This is a genomic window from Mesocryomonas lacus, assembly GCF_055730105.2.
Window position 1 is genome coordinate 138606 of sequence record NZ_JBUZWF020000006.1, and the last position, 24684, is coordinate 163289.

The following is a 24684-nucleotide window of genomic DNA, read 5'->3' on the forward strand; positions in this document are numbered from 1 at the left end:
CCTCTGCCTGCCGACATCTCCCCCTCAAGGGGGGAGATCGATCGGCCTATTCCGCCGGAATGCGTCGCCCGGAAATCTCCGACCCGGCCGACTGCGGCAGCTTGAGGAAGGCGGCGACGGCGAACACCGTGATCGCGCCGACGATCAGGAAGGCCGCCGAAAAATCACCCAGCGTCGAGACGCCGGTATCGCCGACGGCGAGGCCGATCTCGAGGATCGCGCCGGCCACCGCCACCCCGCCGGCGATCGCCACCTGCTGGAAGGCGGCAAGCAGCGCCGTCGCGTCGCCGGCCTTGGCGGACGGCACGTCGGCGAAGGCCAGCGTGTTGATCGAGGTGAAGAACAGCGAGCGGAAGAAGCCGCCGATCAGGAGCAGCACCACCAGCACCAGAACGGGCGTCTCCGGCCGGTAGAAGCCAATCATCATCACGAAGATGCCGCCGATCGCCCCGGTGCCGATCAGCGTCTGCTTGAAGCCGAAGCGTTTCAGGATCGGCTTGGCCAGGAACTTCATCATCATCGCGCCGCCGATCGAGACGGCGCTGATCACGCCGGATTCGAGCGGCGTGTAGCCGAAGCCGATCTGCAGCATCAGCGGAAACAGGAAAGGCACGGCGCCGGCGCCGATGCGGAACACCGCGCCGCCGATCACCGCCGCCCGCAGCGTCGGGATGGCGAGCAGCCGCAGCTCCAGCACCGGATTGTGGTGCCGCCGCGCATGGCTGATGTAGAGCAGCGCCGAGACTGCACCGAGACCGGCAAGGCCGAGGCCGAGGGCCGGCGGCAGCGCCGGCAGCGAGACCACCGAGAGGCCGAACACCACGCCGGCACAGGCTACTCCCGACAGCACGAAGCCGGTCCAGTCGAAGCGGATGCCGGGGATCTTCTCGACCTCCGGCAGGAAACGGGTGGCGAGGAGAATGCCGGCAATGCCGATCGGCAGGTTGATCAGGAAGATCCAGCGCCAGTCGGCGTAGGTCGCGATGGCACCGCCGATCGGCGGTCCGACCAGCGGCCCGATCAGCGCGGGAATGCTGAACCACGCCATCGCCGAGACGAGATCGGCTTTCGCCGCCGAGCGCACCAGGAGCAGCCGGCCGACCGGCGTCATCATCGCCCCGCCCATCCCTTGCAGGAAGCGCGCGGCGACGAAGCCCTCGAGCGAGCCGGCCATGGCGCAGGCGAGCGAGCCGAGGACAAACACGCCGATCGCCCAGCGGAACACCGTCTTGGCGCCGAACTTGTCGGCGATCCTTCCGGAGATCGGGATGAACACGGCCAGCGAGACATAGTAGCTCGTCAGCGCCAGCTTCAGCGCGATCGGGTTGGTGCCGATGTCGCGGGCGATGGTGGCGAGCGACGTCGCGATCACCGTCGAGTCCATGTTCTCCATGAACAGGGCGACGGCGAGCACGAGGGGCACGATGCGTTTCACGGGCTACACCAGGAGCGGGTGATATTATAAGTCTGCCTTACCGCGATGCGGCGGTAGGTGATAGCAGGCGAAGGAATGAGGGCGTGACACGCAGCGCCGGCGCGGGTCAACTCGGCGTGTCCTTCCCTTGAGGTGGCTCCATCCGCGACCAGTTGTGGCCGCAACCTGGGTTTTGCGCGCGTTGCCACGCTCGCAATCGCCCATCCCCGCAGCAGGAGACAAGAGATGACCGACGACAGCCGCACCGACCCGAGCCGGGTCAGCCGCCGCAACGCCATGAAGCTCGCCGCCGTCGCCACCGGCGCGTCGACTTCTCTCCTCTTCGGCGGCGCTGCCCTGGCGCAGTCGGCCGGCGCCGCTGCGCCGGTGGCGCAAAAGGCTGCTACCTCGCCGAAATGGTTCCGGTTCGCCTTTGGCGAGGCGGTGATCACCGTGGTGCTGGATGGCCTGCGGCCGGGCGATGGTCCGTTCCCGACCTTCGGCGAGAACCAGACGGCCGAGGCCGTCGCCGAACTGATGCGGGCGAACTCTTTGCCGGAGACGAAGTTCGTCACCGGTTTCTGCCCGGTCCTCGTCGAGAAGGGTGGCACGCTGGTGCTGTTCGACACCGGCATGGGCGAGGGCGGCCGGGCCAACGGCATGGGCCTCCTCACCCAGCGCATGGCCGAGGCGGGATATGCACCGGTGGATGTCGACATCGTCGTCCTCACGCACATGCACGGCGACCACATCGGCGGGCTGATGGAGAATGGTAAGCCGGCTTTCCCAAAAGCACGCTACATCGCCGGCCAGGTCGAGTTCGACTTCTGGACCTCGGCCGAGGCGAAGGCCGGGCCGCGGGCGCAGAATGCCGAGATGGTCGGCAAGAACGTCGTGCCGCTGAAGGACAACACCAGCTTCATCGCCGAGGGCGCCGAGATCGTCCCGGGCCTTACCGCGCACGAGGCTTTCGGCCACTCGCCGGGCCATCTCGTCTTCACGCTCGTCGAGGGCGACAAGACGCTCTGGCTCACAGCCGACACCGCCAACCACTTCGTCGCCTCGCTGCAGAAGCCGGATTGGGAGGTGAAGTTCGACATGGACAAGAAGGCCGCCATCGCGACGAGGCACAAGGTCTTCGACGAGATCGCCAAGACCGGCGCGCTGTTCATCGGCTACCACATGCCATTCCCCGCCGCCGGCTACGCCGAGACGATCGACGGCGGCTATCGCTTCGTGCCGCTGACCTACCAGCTGGATATTTAGAGGCCTCGAGAGCGAGCGCCTCCGAACGCCGCGCGCCTCACCGCGAGCAACCGATTTCCGCCATGATCGGGACGACATCGGCACGGGAACGGCAGACGTTCTCGCAGGGAATGCCGTCGCCGTCGCGGTCAGCGCCGTTATGCTGACCGGCGCACCAGGCCGTGATGGCCTCCCGGCAAGTCGCGTAACTCTTGCAACTCGCCGCCGCGACGCTCTCCACTGAGGCCGCAAGGGCGAGGAGGAGAACGAGGCTGCGCAGAATGATAGGCATGCGGGTCATAAGGTCTTTCTTGGCACCAGGCAGCAATTGCCATTGAATGGATGTCGCCGTGAGCGCGGCGAATGAAGATGGTAGGTCAGATGCGTGACCATCTTTCTGCCGTATGCTTAGCTCGGCTCTAACGCTCAACGTCCTGCACTCCGCGCTTCGGCTTACGAAATCGGCAGTGCCTGCCCCTCCAAAAGGTCCAAGGTCTGGAGCATGCCGTCCGTGACCGAATTTGCGCGGAAGCCACGCAGGCTTATTCCCCTCCCAATGTGAGTGATGGCTGAGATTACATCAGCCTTTGTGGACGACTTCGAAAGAGTATCCGTCGGGATCCCTGACGTCCGCAGCGTAGTATCCTGGATAGTATTCGAGACGGGCACGCGGCGGGATGCCGCCCGTCGCACCAGCCGCGACGGCGGCCTTGTAAAATTGATCGACAAGGGCGGTGCTGCCGGCCTTGAAGCCCCAATGGATAGCACCCGGGTTCGGCTTGCCTTCTCTGAGCCAAAAGATCGCGCTTTGACCGTCGCCAAATCCCCAGAGGTTAGGGTGACCGTCCTTCCCCTCGAATGGCATGAAGAACCTGATGTTCAGCGGCTCGAGGGCTGATTCGTAAAACGCTAGAGATAGTTCGATCTTGCTGACGGTCAGAATGATATGGTCGAGCATTGCGGCATCCTAGTTTTAAGTTGAGAACAGGGAAAGTCGCCCACTTGGCGCCGGGCAGGGCAGAAATCCGACATTAATTCCAGGGCGTCACGCTTACTTTCCGGAGGCAGTCTATATTTCTACCGCTAGTGCCGCGCAAGAACGCACATTAATGTAAGCAGCTAACACGAAAGTAAGAATGAGCAAGGCAGTCGATAGAATGCAGACCGCCGCCGGTCTTCTCTGTGGCTACGAAGATCCGATTGCGTTTCGTGAGCTTCTGACCAAGGTCGGGGACAAGTGGAGTATTTTCATCATGCTCGCGCTCTCGATGCTCCCCAACAGGCGGGCAAGGTTCTCCGAGCTCAAGAGGTCGATCCCGGCAATATCGGAGCGGATGCTGTCGCTCACACTGCGAAATCTAGAGCGGGACGGCCTGGTTAAGCGCGAGCTTTTTGCGGTGGTCCCTCTCCGGGTGGAGTATGAACTGACCCCCATCGGGAGAAGTCTGCTGCCCGCGTTGCAAGGCCTGGTGGATTGGGTGGCCGCCAACGCCGACGAGGTGAAGGCGGCGCGGATCTCATTTGACGCCCAATAGGCCTTGACGTTTCTCCTCGTCCCAGACGCCATACAGCCGGACCAGAAGCGTCATTCGCTTGTGAAGGATGCGGGGACTGAAACTTCAGTACCAATGTCATCTTCTGGTTAAGCGTTGACGCCTCCAGAGCGTCCGCAACGGTTCGTGGTTTGCCACCCGCTGGCCGATCCTGCAGCCCGGAGCCGGACCTTCCAAAGGTGTTGAGCCAAGCCCTGCGTGCTTTCCGTGCTGACATCATCCCGCGCTTCGCCCCCCCTCCGCCCGACAGTGGACACGCTGTTCATAAGCCGCTTGCGCCTTCCCTCCCGTCCGTCATCGTGCTAGCAGCCCTTGCCAATCCTTCACCGCGGGCGGTCCTTGCCGGACCCGGCGGTTTGTTTATTTTGGGGACTGGCCAATGGCACGCATCATCGAAACTGCCACCGGCGCGACCGCGCTGACGTTCGACGACGTGCTGCTGCAGCCCGGGCATTCCGTCGTCATGCCCGGCGAGGTCGATCTCTCCACCCGCATCACCAAGACCTTGCGCCTGAACCTTCCGATCATCTCGGCGGCGATGGACACCGTCACCGAGTATCGCCTGGCCATCGCCATGGCGCAGGCCGGCGGCATCGGCGTCATCCACCGCAACCTCACCCCAGCCGAGCAGGCCGATGCGGTCCGACGAGTGAAGAAGTTCGAGAGCGGCATGGTGGTCAATCCCGTCACCATCTCGCCGTCGGCGACGCTGGGCGACGCCCGCGCGCTGATGAACATGCACCACATTTCCGGCATCCCGGTGGTCGCCGACGCCGGCCCGACGCCGGGCCTTCTGGTCGGCATCCTGACAAACCGCGACGTGCGCTTCGCCACCGACGACTCGCAGCCGATCCACGAGCTGATGACGAAGTCCAACCTCATCACCGTCCGCGACGGCGTCGACCAGGCCGAGGCCAAGCGGTTGTTGCACCACCACCGCATCGAGAAACTCGTCGTCGTCGACGACGCCCAGCGCTGCATCGGCCTCATCACTGTCAAGGACATCGAGAAGTCGCAGCTCAACCCGCATGCCTCCAAGGATGCGCAGGGCCGGCTGCTTGCCGCGGCCGCGACCAGCGTCGGCGATGACGGCTTCGAGCGCGCCGAGCGGCTGATCGATGCCGGCGTCGACCTCATCGTCGTCGACACCGCGCACGGCCATTCGCAGCGCGTCCTCGACGCCGTCACCCGCGTGAAGAAGATGTCGAACGAGGTGCAGGTGATCGCCGGCAACATCGCGACCCCCGGCGGCGCCCGCGCGCTGATCGATGCCGGCGCCGACGGCATCAAGGTCGGCATCGGGCCGGGCTCGATCTGCACCACGCGCATCGTCGCCGGCGTCGGCGTGCCGCAGCTCTCGGCGATCATGGGCGCCTGCGAGGAGGCCGACAAGGCCGGCATCCCGGTCATTGCCGACGGCGGCATCAAGTATTCCGGTGATCTGGCGAAAGCCTTGGCGGGCGGCGCGTCCGCGGCGATGATTGGCTCGCTGCTCGCCGGCACCGACGAGAGCCCGGGCGAGGTCTATCTCTACCAGGGTCGCTCGTTCAAATCCTACCGCGGCATGGGCTCGGTCAGCGCCATGGCGCGCGGCTCGGCCGACCGCTACTTCCAGGCCGAGGTGCGGGACACGCTGAAGCTGGTGCCGGAAGGCATCGAGGGCCAGGTGCCCTACAAGGGCCAGGTCTCGGCCGTGCTGCACCAGCTCGCCGGCGGCCTGCGCGCCGCCATGGGCTATGTCGGCGCCGCCAGCCTCGAGGAGCTGCGGGAGAAGGCGACCTTCGTGCGCATCTCCAATGCCGGCCTGCGCGAGAGCCATGCCCACGACGTCACCATCACCCGCGAAAGCCCGAACTATCCGGGCTCGGGGCTCTAGTCTCACAAAGACACTGCGTCTCCCGTGCGTCCGCTCGGATGCACGGCGTTATGAAGGGAATGCCGAGATGAACGGAAACATCGCGATCTTCTGGCCGATGATCGTCCAGGCCTTCCTGACCATCGCGGTCTACTTCATGCTGTTCTTCCGCCGCAAATCGGCGGTCTCGGCGGGGGAGGCGAGCCTCGGCGACTTCCGGAGGGCCGGCGCCGAGCCCGACCGCAGCAGCGCGGCGGTGAAGAACCTTGCCAACCAGTTCGAGCTGCCGGTGCTGTTCTACGCCGTCTGCCTGTCGCTCTACGTCACCAACGGCGCCAACTGGCTGGCGGTGATCCTCGCCTGGGTGTTCGCCGTCTCGCGCATCGTCCACGCCGCCGTGCACCTTGGCAGCAACGACCTGCGCCTGCGCGCCCCCGCCTTCGCCGCCGGCCTCTTCGCCGTGCTGCTGCTCTGGATCATGCTGGCCTTCCACGTCTTTAACGTCGTCGGGGCGCTGGAGGCCGCGGGCGCTGCCTAGACCGCGCCGACGCAGCGTAGCGGCACGGCGGTCACGCCAAGGCAAGCTTGACGTCTGTCAGCGTGAAATCCGCGCCCTTGAATGATGGCCGAGGTGTCGATCACCATCAGGTCGGCAGGCCATGTTCGTCATAGCCGAGAATATCGTCGGCACAGCGCGGATCGGCGTCGGGAAGCCGGGCATAGCGCTGTCCGATATCCCGTAGTTGCGCCGCGATTTTTTCGGGATCTTCCGGGCGCTCGCGCGCGAGGCGCTCCTGCAGGGCCGTGGTCACCGCCGCTGTCAGGCTCTCGCCCTTGATGTCAGCGAGTTCCTCCGCCATCCGCTGCATTTCAGGGGTCACCTCTATGCGCATCGGCCCCTCTTGGAAGATTGCGATCAAGCATAGAATGCGATCTTCGACCGGTGCAAGCTTGTGATGGCGGGTCTTTTGCTGGCTGTCCGCACGAACTCTTTGACGGGTAGGTTGGGGCACTCCTGACGCCTGCGCGGAGTTCGTAGAGAGATCCTTCAGGCTCCCGGCCTATGCTGCGGGTCTTGCCGATCCTGCGGATGCCTGCCCCATGAAGATTGCCATCGTCGGATGCGGCTTCGTCGCCGACTACTACATGCTGACGCTCGCCAACCATCCGGAGCTCGAGCTCGTCGGCGTCTACGACCGCGACCCCGCGGCGCTCCGGCGGTTCTCGGCCTATTTCAAGGCCCGTGCCTTCGAGAGCCTCGACGCGCTTCTCGCCGAGCCCTCGGTCGAGCTGGTGCTGAACCTCACCAATCCGTCCAGCCATTACGCAGTCTCGAAGGCGGCGCTCGAGGCCGGGCGGCATGTTTATTCCGAAAAGCCGCTGGCGATGTCGCGGGAGGAAGCGGGCGACCTCGTGGCGCTCGCCACTGAGCGCGGGCTCGAGATCGCGGCCGCGCCTTGCTCCTACCTCTCGGCCGCCGCCGACACTGTCCGCAGCGCGATCGCAGGCGGGACGATCGGCGCGGTGAAGCTGGTCTATGCCGAGATGGAGGACTCGATGGTCTTCCGCGAAGACTATCGCCGCTGGACCAGCCCGTCCGGCGCGCCTTGGCCGGCCGAGGACGAGTTCGCCGTCGGCGCGACGCTCGAGCATGCCGGCTACTACCTCACCTGGCTCTGCGCCTTCTTCGGCCCGGTCGAGACGATCACCGCCTTCTCCGCCAAGCTGTTCGACGACAAAGGCACGCGGCAGCCGGCGGCGGACATCGCCAACGACCTCTCGGTTTCTTGCCTCACCTTCCGCTCCGGCGTCGTCGCGCGCCTCACCTGCGGCCTCGCCGCGCCGCGCGACCGCTCGCTGCACGTCGTCGGCACCGAGGGCGTCCTCTCCTTGACCGATGGCTGGGACAACCAGTCGCCGGTGTTCCTGCGCACGGCGGAGGGGCACTGGGCGTCGCGGCCCGCGATCCTCGGCAAAATCCTGCAGCGGCTGGAGCGTGGGCGGCCGCTGCGCCACTGGTTCGGTCGCAAGCTGACGGTCGCGCCGAGCGCTGCCAAGGTGCCCGGCACCTCCTCGCGGATGGATTTTGCCCGCGGGCCCGCGGACCTCGCCCGTTCGATCGCCGCTGGCACGCCCCACCCGTACGGCGGCGCCTTCGCCCTGCACGTCACCGAACTCGCCCTCGTCGCCCAGAACGCCGACCGCTATTCCATGCCGCACCGGCTGACGAGCAGTTTTGGACTCACCGGGAGCCGCTGATGATCTCCGGCGTCACGGTTGCGGACGGGCCGCCGCGCTGTCGCGGGCACTGGCCGCCGCCCGCTCGACCAGATCGAGCACGGCGACCGTCTCGTCGAGCGGCATGACCGGGCTCTCCGTCCAGCCGTGCTGCAGGCAGAGGCTGAAATGGTCCGCCTGGTAGTGGAGACCAGTGCCGATGTGGAGCGTCGGGTAGCGCCGCGTCGCCAGGCGGCCGACCAGCGGCCGGAGCGCGGAGAGGGCGGTCAGCGGGCGCACCAGCGGATGGGGGGGCGCCGCAGCTTCGCCGGGCTCGCCGGGAGCGGTGGCGGGTTCGACGCTGCCGGTCTGGCGCAGCGAGATCAGCGGCGGACACAGCACCGGCCGATGGGCGCTGGCGATCCCGGCCGTTCCGGTGACGACGGCCTCGTTGGCACCCTCGACGTCGAACCCGCAGGACAGGGTGGCGATCGCCTGGTCGTAGCCGAGCAGCAGGCCGGCGACGGCGATCGCGCCGTTCCCGGCCCGGATGACGGTCGCATCGACGCTGCGGGGCATGCCGGCGAGGTGGACCGCGAGCGACAGCGGATAGACGCCGAGGTCGAGGAGCGCGCCGCCCTTCACCGGATCGTAGAGCGGCGAGGCGGCGTCGAAGGGCTGCGGATAGGCGACGGAGATGTCGAGCCGGCGGATCTCGCCGATGCGGCCCTCGTCCACCAGGCGTTTCAGCCGGACGATGCCGGGCGTGAAGCGCATCCACATCGCCTCCATCACCAGGACGCCCGCGCGGCGCCCGGCCTCGGCGACGGTGCGCGCCTCCGCGGCGGAAAGGGCGAAGGGCTTTTCCACCAGCACCGGCTTGCCGGCGGCGATCGCCTGGAGCGCCTGCCGGCCGTGGGCCTCGTTCGCCGTCGCGAGATAGACCGCGTCGATGTCGTCCCGCCGCAGCAGGTCTTCAAAGCATCCGCCGACGATATCCGGGCCGAGCTTTTCGGCGAAGCTGGCCGCCCTCTCCGCCGATCGCGATCCGACCGCGACGATCCGGCCGGCGCGGGAATGGTGCATGTCGGCGGCGAAACGTGCGGCGATGCTGCCGGTCCCGATCAAGGCCCAGCGGGTCTGGTCTGGCATGCGATGGACTTCCGTTTCTGAAGGTGGCGCCGAACAGCCGATCCCGGTTTCTACAACCTGTGAGGGACCGCGCTGCCTTCCGTTTCGGCCGAAGATGGAGCATCTGCCCTTCCGGGCAACCGCTGGATCAGCGATGCGATCGCCTCGAAGTCGCGCCGCCGCGCGGCCGAGGGCCGGAACGCCAAGGCCAGCGTGCGCGAGGGCGCGGGATCCTGGAACGGCAGGATCCGGATACCGCCGCCCCGGCTCTCGGCGGCCACCGCCATGTCTGGAATCAGCGTCGCGCCGAGCCCGCCCGCGACCATGCGCAGGATGGTGGTGAGGCTGGTGGCGCCAAGGCTCGCCAGCTGGCTCGCCTCGACCAGTTCGCAGATCTTCAGCGCCTGGTCCCTGAGGCAATGGCCTTCCTCGAGCAGGATCAGCCGCTCGGTGGCGAGCGTCTGCACGGAGATGCGGCCCTGGAAGCGCTCCGACCCATGGGCGGGCACGGCGAGATGAAAGCGGTCCTCGAACAGCTCGATGGTATCGAGCCCCTCCGCTTCGATCGGCAAGGCCAGCACGGCGCAGTCGAGGTCGCCGTGCAGGACGTCCGCTGTCAGCGTCTCGGTCAAGCTTTCGCGAATCTCGCAGTCGAGTTTCGGATGCTCGCGGGCAAGCTGCGGCAACAGATGCGGCAGCAGATAGGGGGCGACGGTGGCGATGAGGCCGAGCTTCAGCCGGCGGTCCAGCACCGCGTGCCCGGCAGCGCCAAGGCCTTCCAGATCACGGATGTCGGTGAGGATCTTTCGCGCCCGGTCGCGGACCAGCGCGCCGTCGCTGGTGAGGAGGACGCCGGACGGCCGCCGCTCGAACAGCGGTCCGCCGAAGCTTTCCTCCAATGCCGCAATTTGCGCCGAAAGCGCTGGTTGGCTGATGTTGAGGTGCTTGGCCGCCCGCCCGAAATGCAGGGTTGTGGCCAGCGCCTCGAAGTAGCGGAGCTGTCTGATCGTGATCATGCCCGATAGGATAAACTGATCGGGCAGCCTAGCAAATACGATTTGCTGTTATGACCCCAAAGGGTCCATTGCTGACTGGAAGCATTCCAAACCGAGGTGACTCCATGACCGAGAAACTGACGACGACCGCCGGCGCGCCGGTGCCGGACAACCAGAATTCGTGGACTGCGGGCGAGCGCGGCCCGATTCTGCTGCAGGACTACCAGCTGATCGAGAAGCTCGCGCACCAGAACCGCGAGCGCATCCCCGAGCGCGTCGTCCACGCTAAGGGCTGGGGCGCGCACGGCACGCTGAAGATCACCGGCGACATCTCGAAGTACACCAAGGCCAAGGTCTTCCAGCCGGGCACCGAGACGCCGATGCTTGCGCGCTTCTCGACCGTCGCCGGCGAGGCGGGTGCCGCCGACGCCGAGCGCGACGTGCGCGGCTTCGCGCTGAAGTTCTACACCGAGGAAGGCAACTGGGACCTCGTCGGCAACAACACGCCGGTGTTCTTCGTCCGCGACCCCTACAAGTTCCCGGACTTCATCCACACCCAGAAGCGCCACCCGAAGACTAACATGCGCTCGCCGACCGCGATGTGGGACTTCTGGTCGCTGAGCCCTGAGAGCCTGCACCAGGTGACGATCCTGATGTCGGACCGCGGCCTGCCGCAGACCCCGATGAACATGAACGGCTACGGCTCCCACACCTTCTCGTTCTGGAACGATGCCGGCGAGCGCTACTGGGTGAAGTTCCACTTCAAGACCCAGCAGGGCCACAAGCACTACACCAACGAGGAAGCCGACCAGATCATCGGCAAGACCCGCGAGAGCTACCAGGAAGCCTTGTTCGGCGGCATCTCCAAGGGCGAGTTCCCGCGTTGGACCGTGCAGGTCCAGATCATGCCGGAAATGGACGCCGAGAAGACCAGCTACAACCCGTTCGACCTCACCAAGGTGTGGCCGCATTCGGAATACCCGCCGATCGAGATCGGCGTGATGGAGCTGAACCGCAACGCCGAGAACTATTTCGCCGAGATCGAGAACGCGGCCTTCTCGCCGTCGAACATCGTGCCCGGCATCGGCTACTCCCCGGACAAGATGCTGCAGGCCCGCGTCTTCGCCTATGCCGACGCCCACCGTCACCGTCTCGGCACGCATTACGAGACGATCCCGGTGAACCGTCCGAAGAACGAGGTGCACCACTACCACCGCGACGGTCAGATGAACGTCTTCGGTGGCATCAAGACCGGCAACCCCGACGCCTACTACGAGCCGAACTCGATGAACGGCCCGGTCGAGGTGCCCTCCGCCATGGAGCCGCCGCTGCGGATCCACGGCGATGCCGACCGCTACAACCACCGCATCGGCAATGACGACTACGGCCAGGTGAGGGACCTCTTCAACCTGTTCGACGCCGGCCAGAAGCAGCGGCTCTTCGCCAACATCGCCGCGGCGATGTCGGGCATTCCGGAAGAGATCGGCGAGCGCCAGCTGGCGCATTTCGACAAGGTCCACCCGGATTACGGCGCCGGCGTGCGCAAGGCCCGCGAGACCCTGACGGGCCGCGAGCCGGCGATTTCGGTCACCGCCGACACGCCGCAGCAGGCCGCCGAGTAAGCCACAGCGACTCAGTGATGAATAAGAAGGCCGGGAGCGATCCCGGCCTTTTTCGTTAAGCCGGGCTTTTCCTTTGGGTAGCGAGCAGTCGCTTGTTGGGCTTTCGGATTGGCCGTATGATCGAGCCAGCCAGAGGCCCGGCTTGAGGGAGACGGCAGTGGGAAGCAACTGGACGCTGAAAGACGCCGAAGCCGAGTTCGTGACGCTCGCCCATGCCGCGAGCGACGGCGAGCCCCAGCGGATCGCCATGCCCGACGATGCGGCGGTGGTGCTGGTCTCCGCCCGCCAGTACGACCTGATGGCCCGGCGCCCCAAGACCTTCGTCGAGCACATCCTGGATTTTCCCATGCTGCCGGAAGGGATGGAGGACTTCATGGACTTCGACAACCGACCGCAACTCATTCCACGCGATATTGATTTTGGAGACTGAGGCCGGTGTTCCTCCTCGACACCATAGTCGTTTCCGAACCGCGCAGGCCAAAACCCGACGCGGGCGCCCTGCAATTTCTCGCTTTGGCTGATCGCGCGCTGACTTTTATCAGCGCCATTAGCTTTGGCGAGATCGCGGCGGGTATCGAGAAGAAACGGCAGGCCCATTCGGCTCTCAGCGGGCGGCTTGACCTCTGGTTCGCCGAAACCCGCGCCCTGTACGAGGAGCGCACGCTGCCGGTGACGGTGGAGGTCGCCTTGCGCTGGGGAAGTCTGTATACGCGGCTGGGACGCCGTGACATGGATCTCCTCATCGCCGCCACCGCGCTGGAGCACGACCTCACCGTCGTCACCCGCAATACCCGACACTTCAAGCCGACCGGTGCGAAGCTTCTGAACCCTTACGAAACGTGATTCTTTTGACTTTATCCCAGATGCCGCCGCTGCCCCGCCCCGCCGGGAGCGTGATCCCATGCGTCTAGGTGGCCGGATCGCGGCCGCGATCGAAATCCTCACCGATACCGCCGCCAAGCGCCGCCCGGTCGCCGACGCCCTGAAGGACTGGGGCCTGTCGCACCGTTTCGCTGGCTCGGGCGACCGCGCCGCCATCGGCAACATCGTCTACGACGTCCTGCGCAAGCGCCGCTCCTATGGCTGGCGCATGGGCAATGACAGCCCGCGCGCGCTGGTCTTTGCAGCGCTGATGGACAGCCAGCACCTCGATCCCGAGGCAATGCTCGCCGCCCTCGAGGGCGACCGCTTTGCGCCGGAGACGCCGAGCCTCGAGGACCTCGGCCGCTTTAACGCCAGCGACCTGTCGAAGGCCGCGCCCGCCGTGCAGGCGGACCTGCCGGACTGGCTGGCCAAGGAGTTCGAGGCCTCGCTGGGCGAGGACTGGATCGCCGAGGCGCAGGCTCTCTCCGCCCGCCCGCCGCTCGACATGCGCGTCAACACGCTGCTGTCGGACCGCGACCAGGTGCTGGCGGCGCTGGCGCCTTTCGGTGCCGAGGCGACGGCGATCTCCGAAACCGGCCTGCGCATTCCGCCGATCGCCGGCAATGGCCGTCATCCCAACGTCCAGGTCGAGGCCGCCTTCCAGAAGGGCTGGTTCGAGATCCAGGACGAGGGCTCGCAGATCGCCGCGTGCCTTACCGGGGCCGAGCCAGGCGAGGAGATCCTCGACTTCTGCGCCGGTGCCGGCGGCAAGACGCTGGCGCTCGCCGCCGCGATGCACGGGCAGGGCACCGTCCACGCCTATGATGCCGACAGGCAGCGGCTCGCGCCGATCTACGACCGGCTGAAGCGCGCCGAGGCCGGCAACGTCCAGGTCCACGGGCCGCGCGAGGACATCTCCGTCCTCGGCAGCCTGATGGACCGCGTCGTGGTCGACGCACCTTGCACCGGGGCTGGCACGTGGCGCCGCCGGCCGGATGCCAAGTGGCGGCTCGCCGCTTCGGCGATCGACAAGCGGGTTGCCGAGCAGGATGCCGCGCTCGATGCCGCCGCGCGCTTCGTGCGGCCGGGCGGCACACTCGCCTACATCACCTGCTCGCTGATCGGCCGGGAAAATGCCGGCCGCGTCAGCGCCTTCCTCGAGCGCCACCGCGACTTTTCCGCCGGCGACTCGGCCGCGGTGTTCGCGAAAGCCTTCCCAGCGGCGGGAACGCCGTACCGCGAGGAGAAGGTGCATGGCGGCACGGTGCTGACGCTGACGCCGAAGCTGACGGGCACCGACGGCTTCTTCTTCGCGCAGCTCGTGCGCCAGTGAGAGGCCCTGCCGCCCGCTACGGCCTGCTCGCCTTGTTTCTGGCGGTGTCGCTCGGCGGCGGCATGCTGGTCGGCATCTCCAACCCGCCCGGCGAATGGTATGCCGGGCTGGCAAAAGCGAGCTTCAACCCGCCGGGCTGGGTCTTCGCTCCCGCTTGGACGGTGCTCTACATCCTCATCGGCATCGCCGGCTGGCGGGTGCTCATGGCCGGACTGCGGCTGCCGCTGGCGATCTGGGTGCTGCAGCTCGCGATCAACCTCACCTGGTCGCCCACCTTCTTCGGCCAGCACCAGATCGGCCTCGGCCTCGCCATCCTCGTCGCGATGTTCGCGGCGATCCTCGCCTTCATCGCCACGACCTGGCGGCGCGACAGGCCGGCGGCGCTCTGCTTCCTGCCCTATGCGCTCTGGGTAGCGTTTGCCGGGCTTCTCAACGGCTCGATCTGGTGGTTGAACTGAGGCACCGGTGCCCCGGAAAGGCGCCGGTCACTTCGGCATTGAAAAGATAGAGCGTCTCTTGTGCGTCCTCTTGGACGTCCAGCGCTCTAGGAGAGACGCATGAGCGAGGTCGATCGGGTGAACGCCGCCGCCGCGGCCGAAAGCATTTCCGGAAGGCGGGTGCTCTTCGTCATGGCAGCTTTGCCGGAATACGGCCCGCATTTGCGCCAGCGCATCAGGCCGTTGATCACCGGCGTCGGCCCGATCGAGGCGGCGCTGGCCACCGGCGTCGCGCTGCAGACGCTGAGTGCCTCCGGCGGCCTGCCGGACCTTCTGGTCTCGCTCGGCTCGGCCGGCTCGCGTGTCCTCGAGCAAGGCAAGGTCTACCAGGCGGCGTCGGTCTCCTGGCGGGACATCGACGCCTCGCCGCTCGGCTTCACCAAGGGCGTCACCCCCTTCCTCGACCATCCCGTCGACACGCCGCTGCCGACGCCGATCGAGGGCTTCGCGGCCGTCCGCCTGTCGAGTGGCGCGGACATTGTCTCCGGCGCGGCCTATGACGCGATCGATGCCGAGATGGTCGACATGGAGACCTTCGCCATCCTGCGCGCCTGTCAGCGCTTCAGCGTGCCGCTGATCGGCCTGCGTGGCATTTCGGATGGGGCTGCCGACCTCCACCACTACGACGACTGGACGAGCCTTCTCCATGTTGTCGACGAGAACCTCGCCGAGGCCATCGACCGGCTGCCCGCGGCGATCGAAGCGGGACGGATCTAGCCGGCGCTGCCGCCTGCCATCCGCGGGGGTCCGCAGACCCTCCTATCGTGCGGCCGCTCGGGGCCGAGACTCACCGAAACCCTTGCCTTCCCGGCGATGCCTGCTTAAAGGCTTGCAATGACCGCACATCCAGACACAGTCCTCATCATCGATTTCGGCTCCCAAGTGACGCAGCTCATCGCGCGCCGCGTGCGCGAGGCCGGGGTCTACTCGGAAATCGTGCCTTTCCAGCTGGCGGAAGCAGCCTTCCAGCGGCTGAAGCCGAAGGCGGTGATCCTGTCGGGCGGTCCCGCCTCGACCGGCGACATCGGCTCCCCCCGCGCGCCGCAGATGATCTTCGAGGCCGGCATCCCGATCCTCGGCATCTGCTACGGCCAGATGACCATGTGCGTGCAGCTCGGCGGCCGCGCCGAGAGCTCCCAGCACCGTGAGTTCGGCCGGGCCTTCGTCGAGGTCCAGCGCGACTGCGCGCTGTTCGCCGGCGTCTGGCCGGAGGGCACCCGCCATCAGGTCTGGATGAGCCATGGCGACCGCGTCATCGACATGCCGCCGGGCTTCGAGATCTTCGCGAAATCCCCGGGCGCGCCCTATGCCGTCTTCGGCGATGCGGCCCGCAACTTCTACGGCCTGATGTTCCACCCGGAGGTGATGCACACCACCGACGGCGCCAAGCTGATCCATAACTTCGTGCACAAGGTCGCGGGCCTTCCCGGCGACTGGACCATGGCCGCCTTCCGCGAGAAGGCGATCGAGGAGATCCGCGCCAAGGTCGGCACCGGCCGCGTCATCTGCGGCCTGTCGGGCGGCGTCGACTCGTCGGTGGCGGCGGTGCTGATCCACGAGGCGATCGGCGAGCAGCTGACCTGCATCTTCGTCGACCACGGCCTTCTGCGGATGAACGAGGCCGAGGAAGTCGTCACGATGTTCCGCGACCACTACAACATCCCGCTCGTCCACGTGGAGGCGCAGGACCTCTTCATCGACGCGCTGGAAGGCGAGATGGACCCCGAGGTCAAGCGCAAGACCATCGGCCGCCTGTTCATCGAGACCTTCGAGGCCGAGGCGAAGAAGATCGGCGGTGCCGACTTCCTGGCGCAGGGAACGCTCTATCCCGACGTCATCGAGAGCGTCTCCTTCACCGGCGGGCCGTCCGTCACCATCAAGTCGCACCACAATGTCGGCGGCCTGCCCGAGCGCATGAACATGCAGCTCGTCGAGCCGCTGCGCGAATTGTTCAAGGACGAGGTCCGGGTGCTCGGCAAGGAGCTGGGCCTCCCCGCCCACTTCGTCGGCCGCCAGCCCTTCCCGGGCCCGGGCCTTGCGATCCGCTGCCCCGGCGGCATCACCCGCGCGAAGCTCGAGATCCTGCGCCAGGCCGATGCGATCTATCTCGACGAGATCCGCAAGGCCGGCCTCTACGACGCGATCTGGCAGGCGTTTGCCGTGCTTCTGCCGGTGCAGACCGTCGGCGTCATGGGCGACGGGCGCACCTACGAGTTCGTCTGCGCGCTGCGCGCCGTCACCTCCGTCGACGGCATGACCGCCGACTTCTACCCCTACGACATGGAATTCCTCGGCAACACCGCGACCCGCATCATCAACGAGGTCAAGGGCATCAACCGCGTGGTCTACGACGTCACCTCGAAGCCGCCCGGCACGATCGAGTGGGAGTAGGGCCGTCCCCTCCGGGCCCTGGCGAAATACTGCTGTGAAGCGACAGAAGGCATCGTGATAGAGCACCTATCTCGATGCCTTTTGTTTTTCTGTCGCAGGGATGCAAGGTCTGACAGGCTGGCCGATGGGATCGCGGCCGTGTCAGCGCCCCTGGCGTCGATGAGCCCCGATCCTTACCAACACTCGCTGAACGTTGCGCATCCCGCGCGCCTGCCGGACACTCGAGCGGTCCTGGCGGACCGCGACCGCACGCCCGCTGGGCGCCGGAAGCGCGGATATAATTTGATACACGGCGTAACGGTTGGCTGCCTATATATCATCCATCACCTTACACCGCGTGCCCGCACTGGGTTCGGCGAGATCCTGACCAGAGTGGCCGATATGAACCAGACAGCAAATGCCTCCTGGGCGCTGCCGACCACACGGCAGCGGGCCGTCATCGGCCTGATGCTGGCGGCGTTGAGCCTTTCCGCCTGCTCCGGTGAGTCGAAGGACGCGGCGGCCCGCCCGGCGCCGGTGCCGGAGGTCGGCGTGGTGACCGTCCATCCGCAAGAAATCTCGATCACGGCCAGCGTCTCCGGCCGCGTCGTGGCGCTGCAGACGGCGGAGATCCGGCCGCAGGTGGATGGTCTCGTGCAGAAGCGCGTGTTCCAGGAGGGCAGCGAGGTCAAGGCCGGCGACGTGCTCTACCAGATCGATCCGCGCAGCTATCAGGCAAAGCTTGCCGCCGCCGCCGCGGCGCTGAAGAAGACGCAGGCCGCCGTTCCCTCGGCCAAGGCCAAGGCGGAGCGCTACAACAATCTTGGCGCGACGAGCGTCGTTTCCAAGCAGGACGCCGAGGACGCGCAAGCGACTTACCTCCAGGCGGAGGCGGACGTCGCCGTCTCGGAAGCCGACCTCGAGACCGCGCAGATCAACCTCGACTACACCACGATCAAGGCGCCGATCGATGGCCAGATCGGGACGTCGTCGGTCTCCTCCGGCTCGCTCGTCACCGCCGCCCAGAGCAATGTTCTCGCCACCATCCGCCAGCTCGACACGGTCTATGTCGATCTCACCGAATCCAGCGGCAACCTCCTGAAGTTCCGCAAGGAGCTGCAGGAAGGGGCGGTGCGCAGCGTTGCCGGCGGCGAGGAGAAGATCGAGGCCAAGCTGACGCTGGCGGACGGTACCCCCTATTCCGAGACCGGCACCATCGAGGCCGCCGACCGCTTTGTCAGCGAGACGACGAGCAGCTTCACCTTCCGCTCCAAATTCGCCAATCCCGACCGGATCCTCCTACCCGGCATGTATGTGCGTGCCACCGTTCGGCTCGGCATCGACAATAACGGCTTCCTGCTGCCGCAGCGCGGGGTCAGCCGTAATTCGAAGGGCGAGGCCGTTGCCAGGTTCATCGCCGCCGACGGCAAGGCCGAAACCCGGACGCTGACGGTGCTGCGCGATGTCGGCTCGAACTGGCTGGTGACCTCTGGGGTTGCCGATGGCGACAGGCTGATCGTCGAGGGGCTGCAGAAGGTGCAGGATGGGCAGACCGCGACGGTGACCGAGATGGCGATCGACGCTGCCGGCAATGCCAAGCCAGTCACGACGAACGCCGAAAAGGTCCCGGCGGCGGCAGGTGTCGATCCCTCGGCCGCGGCGACCGCACCGGCAGAGCCCGCCGCCCCGACATCAGACCCCGCCAAGGCGGCCAAGCCCGCGACGGCAGCGGAGTAGGGGCATGTCGCATTTCTTCATCACCCGCCCGGTCTTTGCCTGGGTCATCGCCATCGCGATCATGCTGGGCGGTCTTCTGGCCCTAACCCAGCTGTCGATCTCGCAGTATCCAGAGATCGCGCCACCCACCGTCAGCATCAGCGCCACCTATCCCGGCGCCAGCGCCGAGACGGTCGAAAACTCAGTGACGAAGATCATCGAGCAGAACATGACCGGGCTCGATGGCCTGCTCTACATCTCCTCGACCAGCGCCTCGTCGGGCGCCGCGTCGATCACTCTCACTTTCGAGAACGGCACCGATCCCGATACCGCGCAGGTGCAGACCCAGAACAAGCTGTCGCTGGTGGAATCGCAGCTGCCGGACGCCGTGCAGCAGCAAGGCGTGACGGTGACGAAGTCGAGCTCCGGCATCCTGATGATCGCCGCGCTGACCTCGCAGAACCCGTCCTATTCCTCGACCGATCTCGCCGACTTCATCAGCTCCGACCTTGAGGATACCATCCGGCGGGTCGTCGGCGTCGGCAATCTCAACATCTTCGGCTCAGGCTATGCCATGCGCATCTGGCTGGATCCGAACAAGCTGGCGCAGTTCCAACTGACGCCCTCGGACGTGACCGCCGCCATCTCCGCGCAGAACGTCCAGGTCTCCGTCGGACAGCTCGGCAACCTGCCGGCCGTGCCGGGCACGCAGATGAACTTCACCGTGACGTCGCAGAGCCAGCTGCAGACGCCGGACCAGTTCCGCGCCATCACCCTGAAGACCGATACCGGCGGCTCCGTCGTCACCATCGGCGATGTCGCGCGGGTCGAGATCGGGGCGGAAAGCTATTCCTCGTTCAGCCGCTACAACGGCCAGACCGCGGCGGGCTTCGGCGTGAACCTTGCCACCGGCGCCAATGCGATCAACACCGCCGAGGGCGTGCGCGCCGCGCTGACGACGCTGGAAGGGGCGCTGCCTTCCGACGTCAGCGTCGTCTACCCCTATGACACCACGCCCTTCGTCGAGCTCTCGATCGAGAAGGTGATCCACACGCTGCTCGAGGCGGTGGTGCTGGTCTTCGTGGTGATGTTCGTCTTCCTGCAGAATTTCCGGGCGACGCTGATCCCGACCATCGCGGTGCCCGTCGTGCTGCTCGGCACTTTCGGCGTCCTCGCCATCGCCGGCTACTCCATCAACACGCTGACGATGTTCGCCATGGTGCTGGCGATCGGCCTCCTCGTCGACGACGCCATCGTGGTGGTCGAGAACGTCGAACGGGTGATGACGGAAGAGGGCCTGTCGCCAAGGGAGGCGACGGAGAAGTCGATGAAGGAGATTACCGGCGCCCTCGTCGGCATCGCCCTCGTGCTGTCGGCCGTGTTCCTGCCGATGGCCTTCTTCGGCGGCTCGGTCGGCATCATCTACCAGCAGTTCTCTATCACCATCGTCACCGCCATGCTCCTGTCGGTGCTGGTCGCCATCGTGCTGACGCCCGCGCTCTGCGCGACGATCCTCAAACCCGCGCACGACAAGCCGAAGAACTGGTTCTTCCGCAAGTTCAACTCGGGCTTTGCGCGGATGACCGGCGCCTACGAGGGCAGTGTCGGCGGCATGATCCGCCGGCCGCTGATCTTCTTCGCCGTGTTCCTGGCGATCGGCGGCGGCGTCGTCTGGCTGTTCGGGGCGCTGCCGAGCTCCTTCCTGCCGGAGGAGGACCAGGGCGTCCTGATGACGCAGATCGAGCTGCCGGTGGGCGCCACCGCCGAACGGACGATCGAGGTCGTCAAGCAGGTCGAGGACTACTACCTCAACCAGGAGAAGGACAACGTCGCCGGCGTCTTTGCGGCCATCGGCTTCGGCTTCTCCGGCACCGGGCAGAACAATGCCATGGCCTTCGTCAAGCTGAAGGATTTCGACGACCGGACGGGCGCCGGCCAGAGCGCCGGCGCCATCGCCGGAAGGGCGATGGGGGCCTTCTCGAGGATCCGCGACGCGCAGGTGATCGCCCTGTCGCCGCCGGCGCTGCCGGGCCTCGGCAACTCCTCGGGCTTTAGCATGTATCTGAAGGACTCCGGCGGCAATGGCCGGCCGGCTCTCCTCGAGGCGCAGGACAAGTTGCTGGCGGCCGCGGGCAAGGACGCATCGCTCGCCGGCGTTCGCCGCAACGGCGCCAGCGAGCAGCCGGAGTTCCAGGTCAACATCGACCAGAAGCTCGCGGGGGCGCTCGGCATCGCGATCTCCGACCTGAACAACACGCTCTCGACCGCCTGGGCCGGCACCTATGTCAACGACTTCGACAATGGCGGCCGGATCAAGCCGGTCTACGTCCAGGCGGACGCCGCCTTCCGCATGCTGCCGAGCGACATCGACCGGTGGTATGTGCGCAACGGCACCGGCGAGATGGTGCCGTTCTCGGCCTTCACCCAGACCGCCTGGACCGAGGGGCCACCGCGGCTGGAGCGCTATAACGGCGTTGCCGCCGTCAACATCCAGGGCTCGCCCGGCGCCGACGTCAGCTCCGGCGATGCGATGAACACGATGGACGCACAGGTCGCCGCGCTCGGCAGCGGCTACACTTCGGAGTGGACGGGCCTCTCCTACCAGGAGCGGCTGTCCGGCTCGCAGGCGACGCTCCTCTACGCGATCTCGGTGCTGGTGGTCTTCCTCTGCCTTGCCGCGCTCTACGAGAGCTGGTCAGTGCCATTCTCGGTCATCCTCGCGGTGCCCATCGGCGTCTTCGGCGCCCTCGTCGCAGCAACGCTGACCGACCAGGCGAACGACATCTACTTCAAGGTCGGCCTGCTGACGACGATCGGTCTGGCGGCCAAGAACGCCATCCTCATCGTCGAGTTCGCCAAGGATCTCGAGGCGCAGGGCAAGGAACTGGTCGCCGCGACCCTCGAGGCATCGCGGCAACGCCTGCGGCCGATCCTGATGACCTCCTTCGCCTTCATCCTCGGCGTCACGCCGCTGGCGCTGGCGACGGGCGCGGGCTCCGGCGGCCAGCGGGCCATCGGCATCGGTGTGATGGGCGGCATGTTCGCCGCGACCTTCCTCGGCATCTTCTTCGTGCCGCTGTTCTACGTCTCGGTGATGAAGCTGACGGGATGGCGCCGCAAGCCGTCCGCCGACGCAAGGCCCGCCGCCACGCCTTGACCGGACGAGCCTCACCGTCTGGTGAAAGGGGAGGGTGTCTCCGTTCGCCAGCGGCTCGGCCGTTCCCGACGCGTCGCCCCTGCGTTAGGGTTGAGCCGGGCTGCCTTCGCGGGCAGACCCGCCTGCGTTGAAGGGACTGCGTCTTGGCTGCTGCCGAAACCCCGGTGAGGGCTTGATCCTCGACATGACCGCCTTGCCGACCGCCATCGAGCTCGTCTGCCGCGACGGCGTACGGCTCGGCGGCCATCTCTGGACGGCGCCTTGCGGCGGGACCCACGGCACGGTGATCGTCAACCCGGCGACCGGAGTCCTCGCCCGCTACTATCACCGCTATGCCGCCTTCCTGGCCGAGGCGGGCTTCCATGTCGTGACCTACGACTATCGCGGCATCGGCGCGTCGCGGCCGGCGTCGCTGCGGGGATGCGGTCACCGCTGGCGGGATTGGGGCGAAGAGGATTTCGATGCCGCCTTGCGCTTCGTCCTCGACCAGTCCCTGCCGAAACCGCTGCAGGTGGTCGGCCATTCGATCGGCGGCTTCCTGCCGGGTTTCGCACAGCACGCGCTCGCCATCGACCGGATGCTGACGGTCGGCGCTCAATATGCCTACTGGCGCGACTACCGTGCCGAGGACCGGCGGCGCTTGTTCCTCAAATGGCATGTCGCGATGCCCGCGCTAACGCTGATGCTCGGCTATTTCCCAGGAAAGCGGCTCGGCTGGCTGGAAGACCTTCCGGCCGGCGTCGCGCTGGAATGGAGTTCTCGACGGCGCCGGATGGAGGAGAGCTATCACCGGCGGGAGCGGGCGGCAATTCTCTCCCACTTTGCGGCCGTCCGGGCGCCGATCCTTGCCGTCGGGCTCAGCGACGATCCGCTGGCGCCAAAGCCGGCGATCGATCGGGCGCTCGCCTACTATACGGGGGCGGATCGGACCGCGGTCGTCCTCGCGCCCGAAGATCTCGGCTTTCCCGCTATCGGTCATTTTGGCCTGTTCCATGCGCGGCACCGCGACGGTTTTTGGCAGGAGACGCTGCGCTGGCTGAGCGACGGCATCAATCCATGGCCGTCCGCAGGGGGCGGTGTAAGCGCTGGGGATGGCGGTTCCGGGCAGAGCGCGCCGAGCCCAACCCGCTCTGACAAGGAAGGCGCGGCGGCGCTGCTTCCACCCTGACGGTGACGGCGCGGGCGTCCGCCGGCATTTTCATCCGCCCGCTCTTGCGCCGGGCGGTTGCGCCTGATTCTGTTCTGACTACGCATCCTGTTTATTCAGCGTATGCAATCCAAGGTTGTTGCCGCACTGGCGGCGCGCTAGGCTCGCAAGCCCTCGGCGCGAAGCTTCCAGTGGCGGGAACCATGATCGGGCTCGGCCATTTCGCCTTTGAAAATGTGGAGGATTTCAGAATGCGTCTGGTGCGCTTTGGCGCTCGCGGGTCGGAGCGTCCGGGCCTGATCGACCGCGAGGACGAGGTTCGCGACCTCTCCCAGCACGTGCGCTCGCTCTCCGGTGCGTCGCTCGATCCAGACGCCCTCCGGGCGCTTGCCTTGATCGATGAGGCGTCATTGCCGCTCGCACCCGCCGGGGCGCGCCTGTGCGCGCCGTTGTCGCGGATCGGCAAGATCATCGGCGTCGGGCCGAACTTCGAGGCGAGCGCGTCGCTGGCCGGCTTCAAGTCGAGCCCCGAGCCGACGGTGTTCATGAAGGCGACCTCGGCGATCAGCGGACCGAACGATCCCATCGAGATTCCCCGCATGTCGAACCGCACGGACTGGGGCGTCGAGCTTGCCGTGGTGATAGGCCGGACCGCGAAATACATCCGCGTCGAGGACGCCATGCAGCATGTCGCGGGGTTCACTCTGGCGAACGACGTGACCGAGCGCAGCCTGCAGCTGCAGCGGGGCGGGCAGTGGACCAAGGGCAAGTCGCACGACACCTTTGCGCCGCTCGGCCCCTGGCTGGTGACGCCAGATGAGCTGCAGGACTACGGCGACCTGACGCTCTGGCTCGAGGTCAACGGCGTTCGCCAGCAGCAAGGCTCGACGGCCGACATGATCTTCAAGGTGCCCTATCTCGTCTCCTACCTGTCGCGCTTCACCCGCCTGGAGCCGGGCGACGTGATCCTGACGGGGACGCCCGGCGGTGTCGGCCTGTCCTACGACCCGCCGCGGTTCCTGGCGGTCGGAGACCGGATGCGGCTTGGGGCGACGGGGCTCGGGGTGCAGGATTATGTCTGCGTCTCCAGCTGAGCCGCTCCTCTTCCCAGAATGCCGCTGACAGCCTGGAGCGCTCCCGCGCCGCGGGCGGCCGGGAGGGTGATATGGAAACGGCGGAGCGCCGGGGTTGGTGTTGCGCAAGGTGGCGGGCATGTCCGGCGCACCGCGGGTTTTCCGGCAGACGTTGACCATCCGCCCCTGCACGTCCTGACCCAGGGCGCTGGCGCCTGGGCCGCTGCCTCTCGGGAATGCCAATCCCTCGAGGCCTTCCATCGGCAGCGCCGGCCCGGCCAAGGCCCTTGCCGCCGCCCGTCCTTCGCTGCCTCGGCCCGATCTGCCCGGCGGGTCCCGTGCCCGGCGGGGGCTGTCTCAGGCATCGACCAGCGGGCGTCCACCCTTTCGCGACGGAGGGCGGACCCGGAGGCTGCAGGAGGGGCGGGTGATCAGTCCGCCCCTCCGCAGTCCGCAAAATCTGACATAAAATCCCATATAGGAAAATAGTCTAGA

General features: G+C 66.7%; 22 protein-coding genes. 16 read left to right on the top strand and 6 right to left on the bottom strand.

The window, feature by feature from the left end; all coding sequences use genetic code 11:
• Positions 1-46: 46 nt before the first annotated feature.
• Complete coding sequence (locus ACZLZQ_RS19715) at positions 47-1435, bottom strand: MFS transporter (protein WP_472950821.1); 1389 nt, start codon at positions 1433-1435, stop codon at positions 47-49.
• Between the two features lie 225 nt (positions 1436-1660).
• Between ACZLZQ_RS19715 and ACZLZQ_RS19720 the strand changes: the two genes are divergently transcribed.
• Complete coding sequence (locus tag ACZLZQ_RS19720) at positions 1661-2680, top strand: MBL fold metallo-hydrolase (RefSeq protein ID WP_472950822.1); 1020 nt, start codon at positions 1661-1663, stop codon at positions 2678-2680.
• 37 nt (positions 2681-2717) lie between these two features.
• On the opposite strand, the gene ACZLZQ_RS19725 is transcribed toward ACZLZQ_RS19720, so the two are convergent.
• Together ACZLZQ_RS19725 and ACZLZQ_RS19730 are read right to left on the bottom strand one after the other, a co-directional pair.
• Entirely contained in the window at positions 2718-2960 is a 243-nt protein-coding gene (locus tag ACZLZQ_RS19725; protein ID WP_472950823.1) for an excalibur calcium-binding domain-containing protein, read from the bottom strand.
• Positions 2961-3239: 279 nt separating this feature from the next.
• Positions 3240-3617: a VOC family protein gene (locus ACZLZQ_RS19730; RefSeq protein WP_472950824.1), complete on the bottom strand. Its 378-nt coding sequence runs from the start codon at positions 3615-3617 to the stop codon at positions 3240-3242.
• A gap of 178 nt (positions 3618-3795) precedes the next feature.
• On the opposite strand from ACZLZQ_RS19730, the gene ACZLZQ_RS19735 reads away from it, so the two are divergent.
• The 3 genes from ACZLZQ_RS19735 (at position 3796) to ACZLZQ_RS19745 (ending at position 6605) form a co-directional block, all read left to right on the top strand.
• Positions 3796-4194, top strand: a complete 399-nt coding sequence (locus ACZLZQ_RS19735; protein WP_472950825.1) for a winged helix-turn-helix transcriptional regulator — start codon at positions 3796-3798, stop codon at positions 4192-4194.
• 397 nt (positions 4195-4591) lie between these two features.
• Entirely contained in the window at positions 4592-6088 is a 1497-nt protein-coding gene (guaB, locus tag ACZLZQ_RS19740; protein ID WP_472950826.1) for an IMP dehydrogenase, read from the top strand.
• A gap of 67 nt (positions 6089-6155) precedes the next feature.
• A complete protein-coding gene (locus ACZLZQ_RS19745) occupies positions 6156-6605 on the top strand; it encodes an MAPEG family protein (RefSeq protein ID WP_472950827.1) in 450 nt (149 codons plus the stop codon).
• A 106-nt stretch (positions 6606-6711) separates the two neighbouring features.
• Here ACZLZQ_RS19745 and ACZLZQ_RS19750 read toward each other — a convergent pair whose 3' ends face one another.
• Positions 6712-7080 (bottom strand): type II toxin-antitoxin system VapB family antitoxin, encoded by a 369-nt coding sequence (locus ACZLZQ_RS19750; protein ID WP_472950828.1) that lies wholly within the window; start codon positions 7078-7080, stop codon positions 6712-6714.
• A gap of 88 nt (positions 7081-7168) precedes the next feature.
• Here ACZLZQ_RS19750 and ACZLZQ_RS19755 point away from each other — a divergent pair, with 88 nt between their 5' ends.
• Complete coding sequence (locus ACZLZQ_RS19755; protein ID WP_472950829.1) at positions 7169-8326, top strand: Gfo/Idh/MocA family protein; 1158 nt, start codon at positions 7169-7171, stop codon at positions 8324-8326.
• Between the two features lie 12 nt (positions 8327-8338).
• On the opposite strand, the gene ACZLZQ_RS19760 is transcribed toward ACZLZQ_RS19755, so the two are convergent.
• Together ACZLZQ_RS19760 and ACZLZQ_RS19765 are read right to left on the bottom strand one after the other, a co-directional pair.
• Positions 8339-9436 (bottom strand): Gfo/Idh/MocA family protein, encoded by a 1098-nt coding sequence (locus ACZLZQ_RS19760; protein ID WP_472950830.1) that lies wholly within the window; start codon positions 9434-9436, stop codon positions 8339-8341.
• A gap of 50 nt (positions 9437-9486) precedes the next feature.
• Positions 9487-10431: a hydrogen peroxide-inducible genes activator gene (locus ACZLZQ_RS19765; protein WP_472950831.1), complete on the bottom strand. Its 945-nt coding sequence runs from the start codon at positions 10429-10431 to the stop codon at positions 9487-9489.
• A 104-nt stretch (positions 10432-10535) separates the two neighbouring features.
• Between ACZLZQ_RS19765 and katA the strand changes: the two genes are divergently transcribed.
• From katA to ACZLZQ_RS19820, 11 genes are all read left to right on the top strand, one after another.
• Positions 10536-12032: a catalase KatA gene (katA, locus tag ACZLZQ_RS19770; RefSeq protein WP_472950832.1), complete on the top strand. Its 1497-nt coding sequence runs from the start codon at positions 10536-10538 to the stop codon at positions 12030-12032.
• A gap of 157 nt (positions 12033-12189) precedes the next feature.
• Complete coding sequence (locus ACZLZQ_RS19775) at positions 12190-12462, top strand: type II toxin-antitoxin system Phd/YefM family antitoxin (protein WP_472950833.1); 273 nt, start codon at positions 12190-12192, stop codon at positions 12460-12462.
• Between the two features lie 5 nt (positions 12463-12467).
• Positions 12468-12875, top strand: a complete 408-nt coding sequence (locus ACZLZQ_RS19780) for a type II toxin-antitoxin system VapC family toxin (protein WP_472950834.1) — start codon at positions 12468-12470, stop codon at positions 12873-12875.
• A 58-nt stretch (positions 12876-12933) separates the two neighbouring features.
• On the top strand, positions 12934-14229 hold the full coding sequence (locus ACZLZQ_RS19785) for an RsmB/NOP family class I SAM-dependent RNA methyltransferase (RefSeq protein ID WP_472950835.1): 1296 nt from the start codon (positions 12934-12936) through the stop codon (positions 14227-14229).
• Positions 14226-14687 carry a TspO/MBR family protein gene (locus ACZLZQ_RS19790; protein ID WP_472950836.1) on the top strand — a complete coding sequence of 154 codons (462 nt, stop codon included), beginning with the start codon at positions 14226-14228 and terminating at the stop codon, positions 14685-14687. Before ACZLZQ_RS19785 ends, ACZLZQ_RS19790 begins: the two co-directional genes overlap by 4 nt.
• A gap of 99 nt (positions 14688-14786) precedes the next feature.
• Entirely contained in the window at positions 14787-15443 is a 657-nt protein-coding gene (locus tag ACZLZQ_RS19795) for a 5'-methylthioadenosine/S-adenosylhomocysteine nucleosidase (protein WP_472950837.1), read from the top strand.
• 117 nt (positions 15444-15560) lie between these two features.
• On the top strand, positions 15561-17117 hold the full coding sequence (guaA, locus tag ACZLZQ_RS19800) for a glutamine-hydrolyzing GMP synthase (protein ID WP_472950838.1): 1557 nt from the start codon (positions 15561-15563) through the stop codon (positions 17115-17117).
• A 381-nt stretch (positions 17118-17498) separates the two neighbouring features.
• Complete coding sequence (locus ACZLZQ_RS19805; protein WP_472950839.1) at positions 17499-18833, top strand: efflux RND transporter periplasmic adaptor subunit; 1335 nt, start codon at positions 17499-17501, stop codon at positions 18831-18833.
• Between the two features lie 4 nt (positions 18834-18837).
• A complete protein-coding gene (locus ACZLZQ_RS19810) occupies positions 18838-21969 on the top strand; it encodes an efflux RND transporter permease subunit (RefSeq protein WP_472950840.1) in 3132 nt (1043 codons plus the stop codon).
• Positions 21970-22153: 184 nt separating this feature from the next.
• Positions 22154-23137 carry an alpha/beta hydrolase family protein gene (locus tag ACZLZQ_RS19815; RefSeq protein ID WP_472950922.1) on the top strand — a complete coding sequence of 328 codons (984 nt, stop codon included), beginning with the start codon at positions 22154-22156 and terminating at the stop codon, positions 23135-23137.
• A gap of 230 nt (positions 23138-23367) precedes the next feature.
• Positions 23368-24210 (top strand): fumarylacetoacetate hydrolase family protein, encoded by an 843-nt coding sequence (locus ACZLZQ_RS19820; RefSeq protein WP_472950841.1) that lies wholly within the window; start codon positions 23368-23370, stop codon positions 24208-24210.
• The last annotated feature ends 474 nt before the right edge of the window (positions 24211-24684 follow it).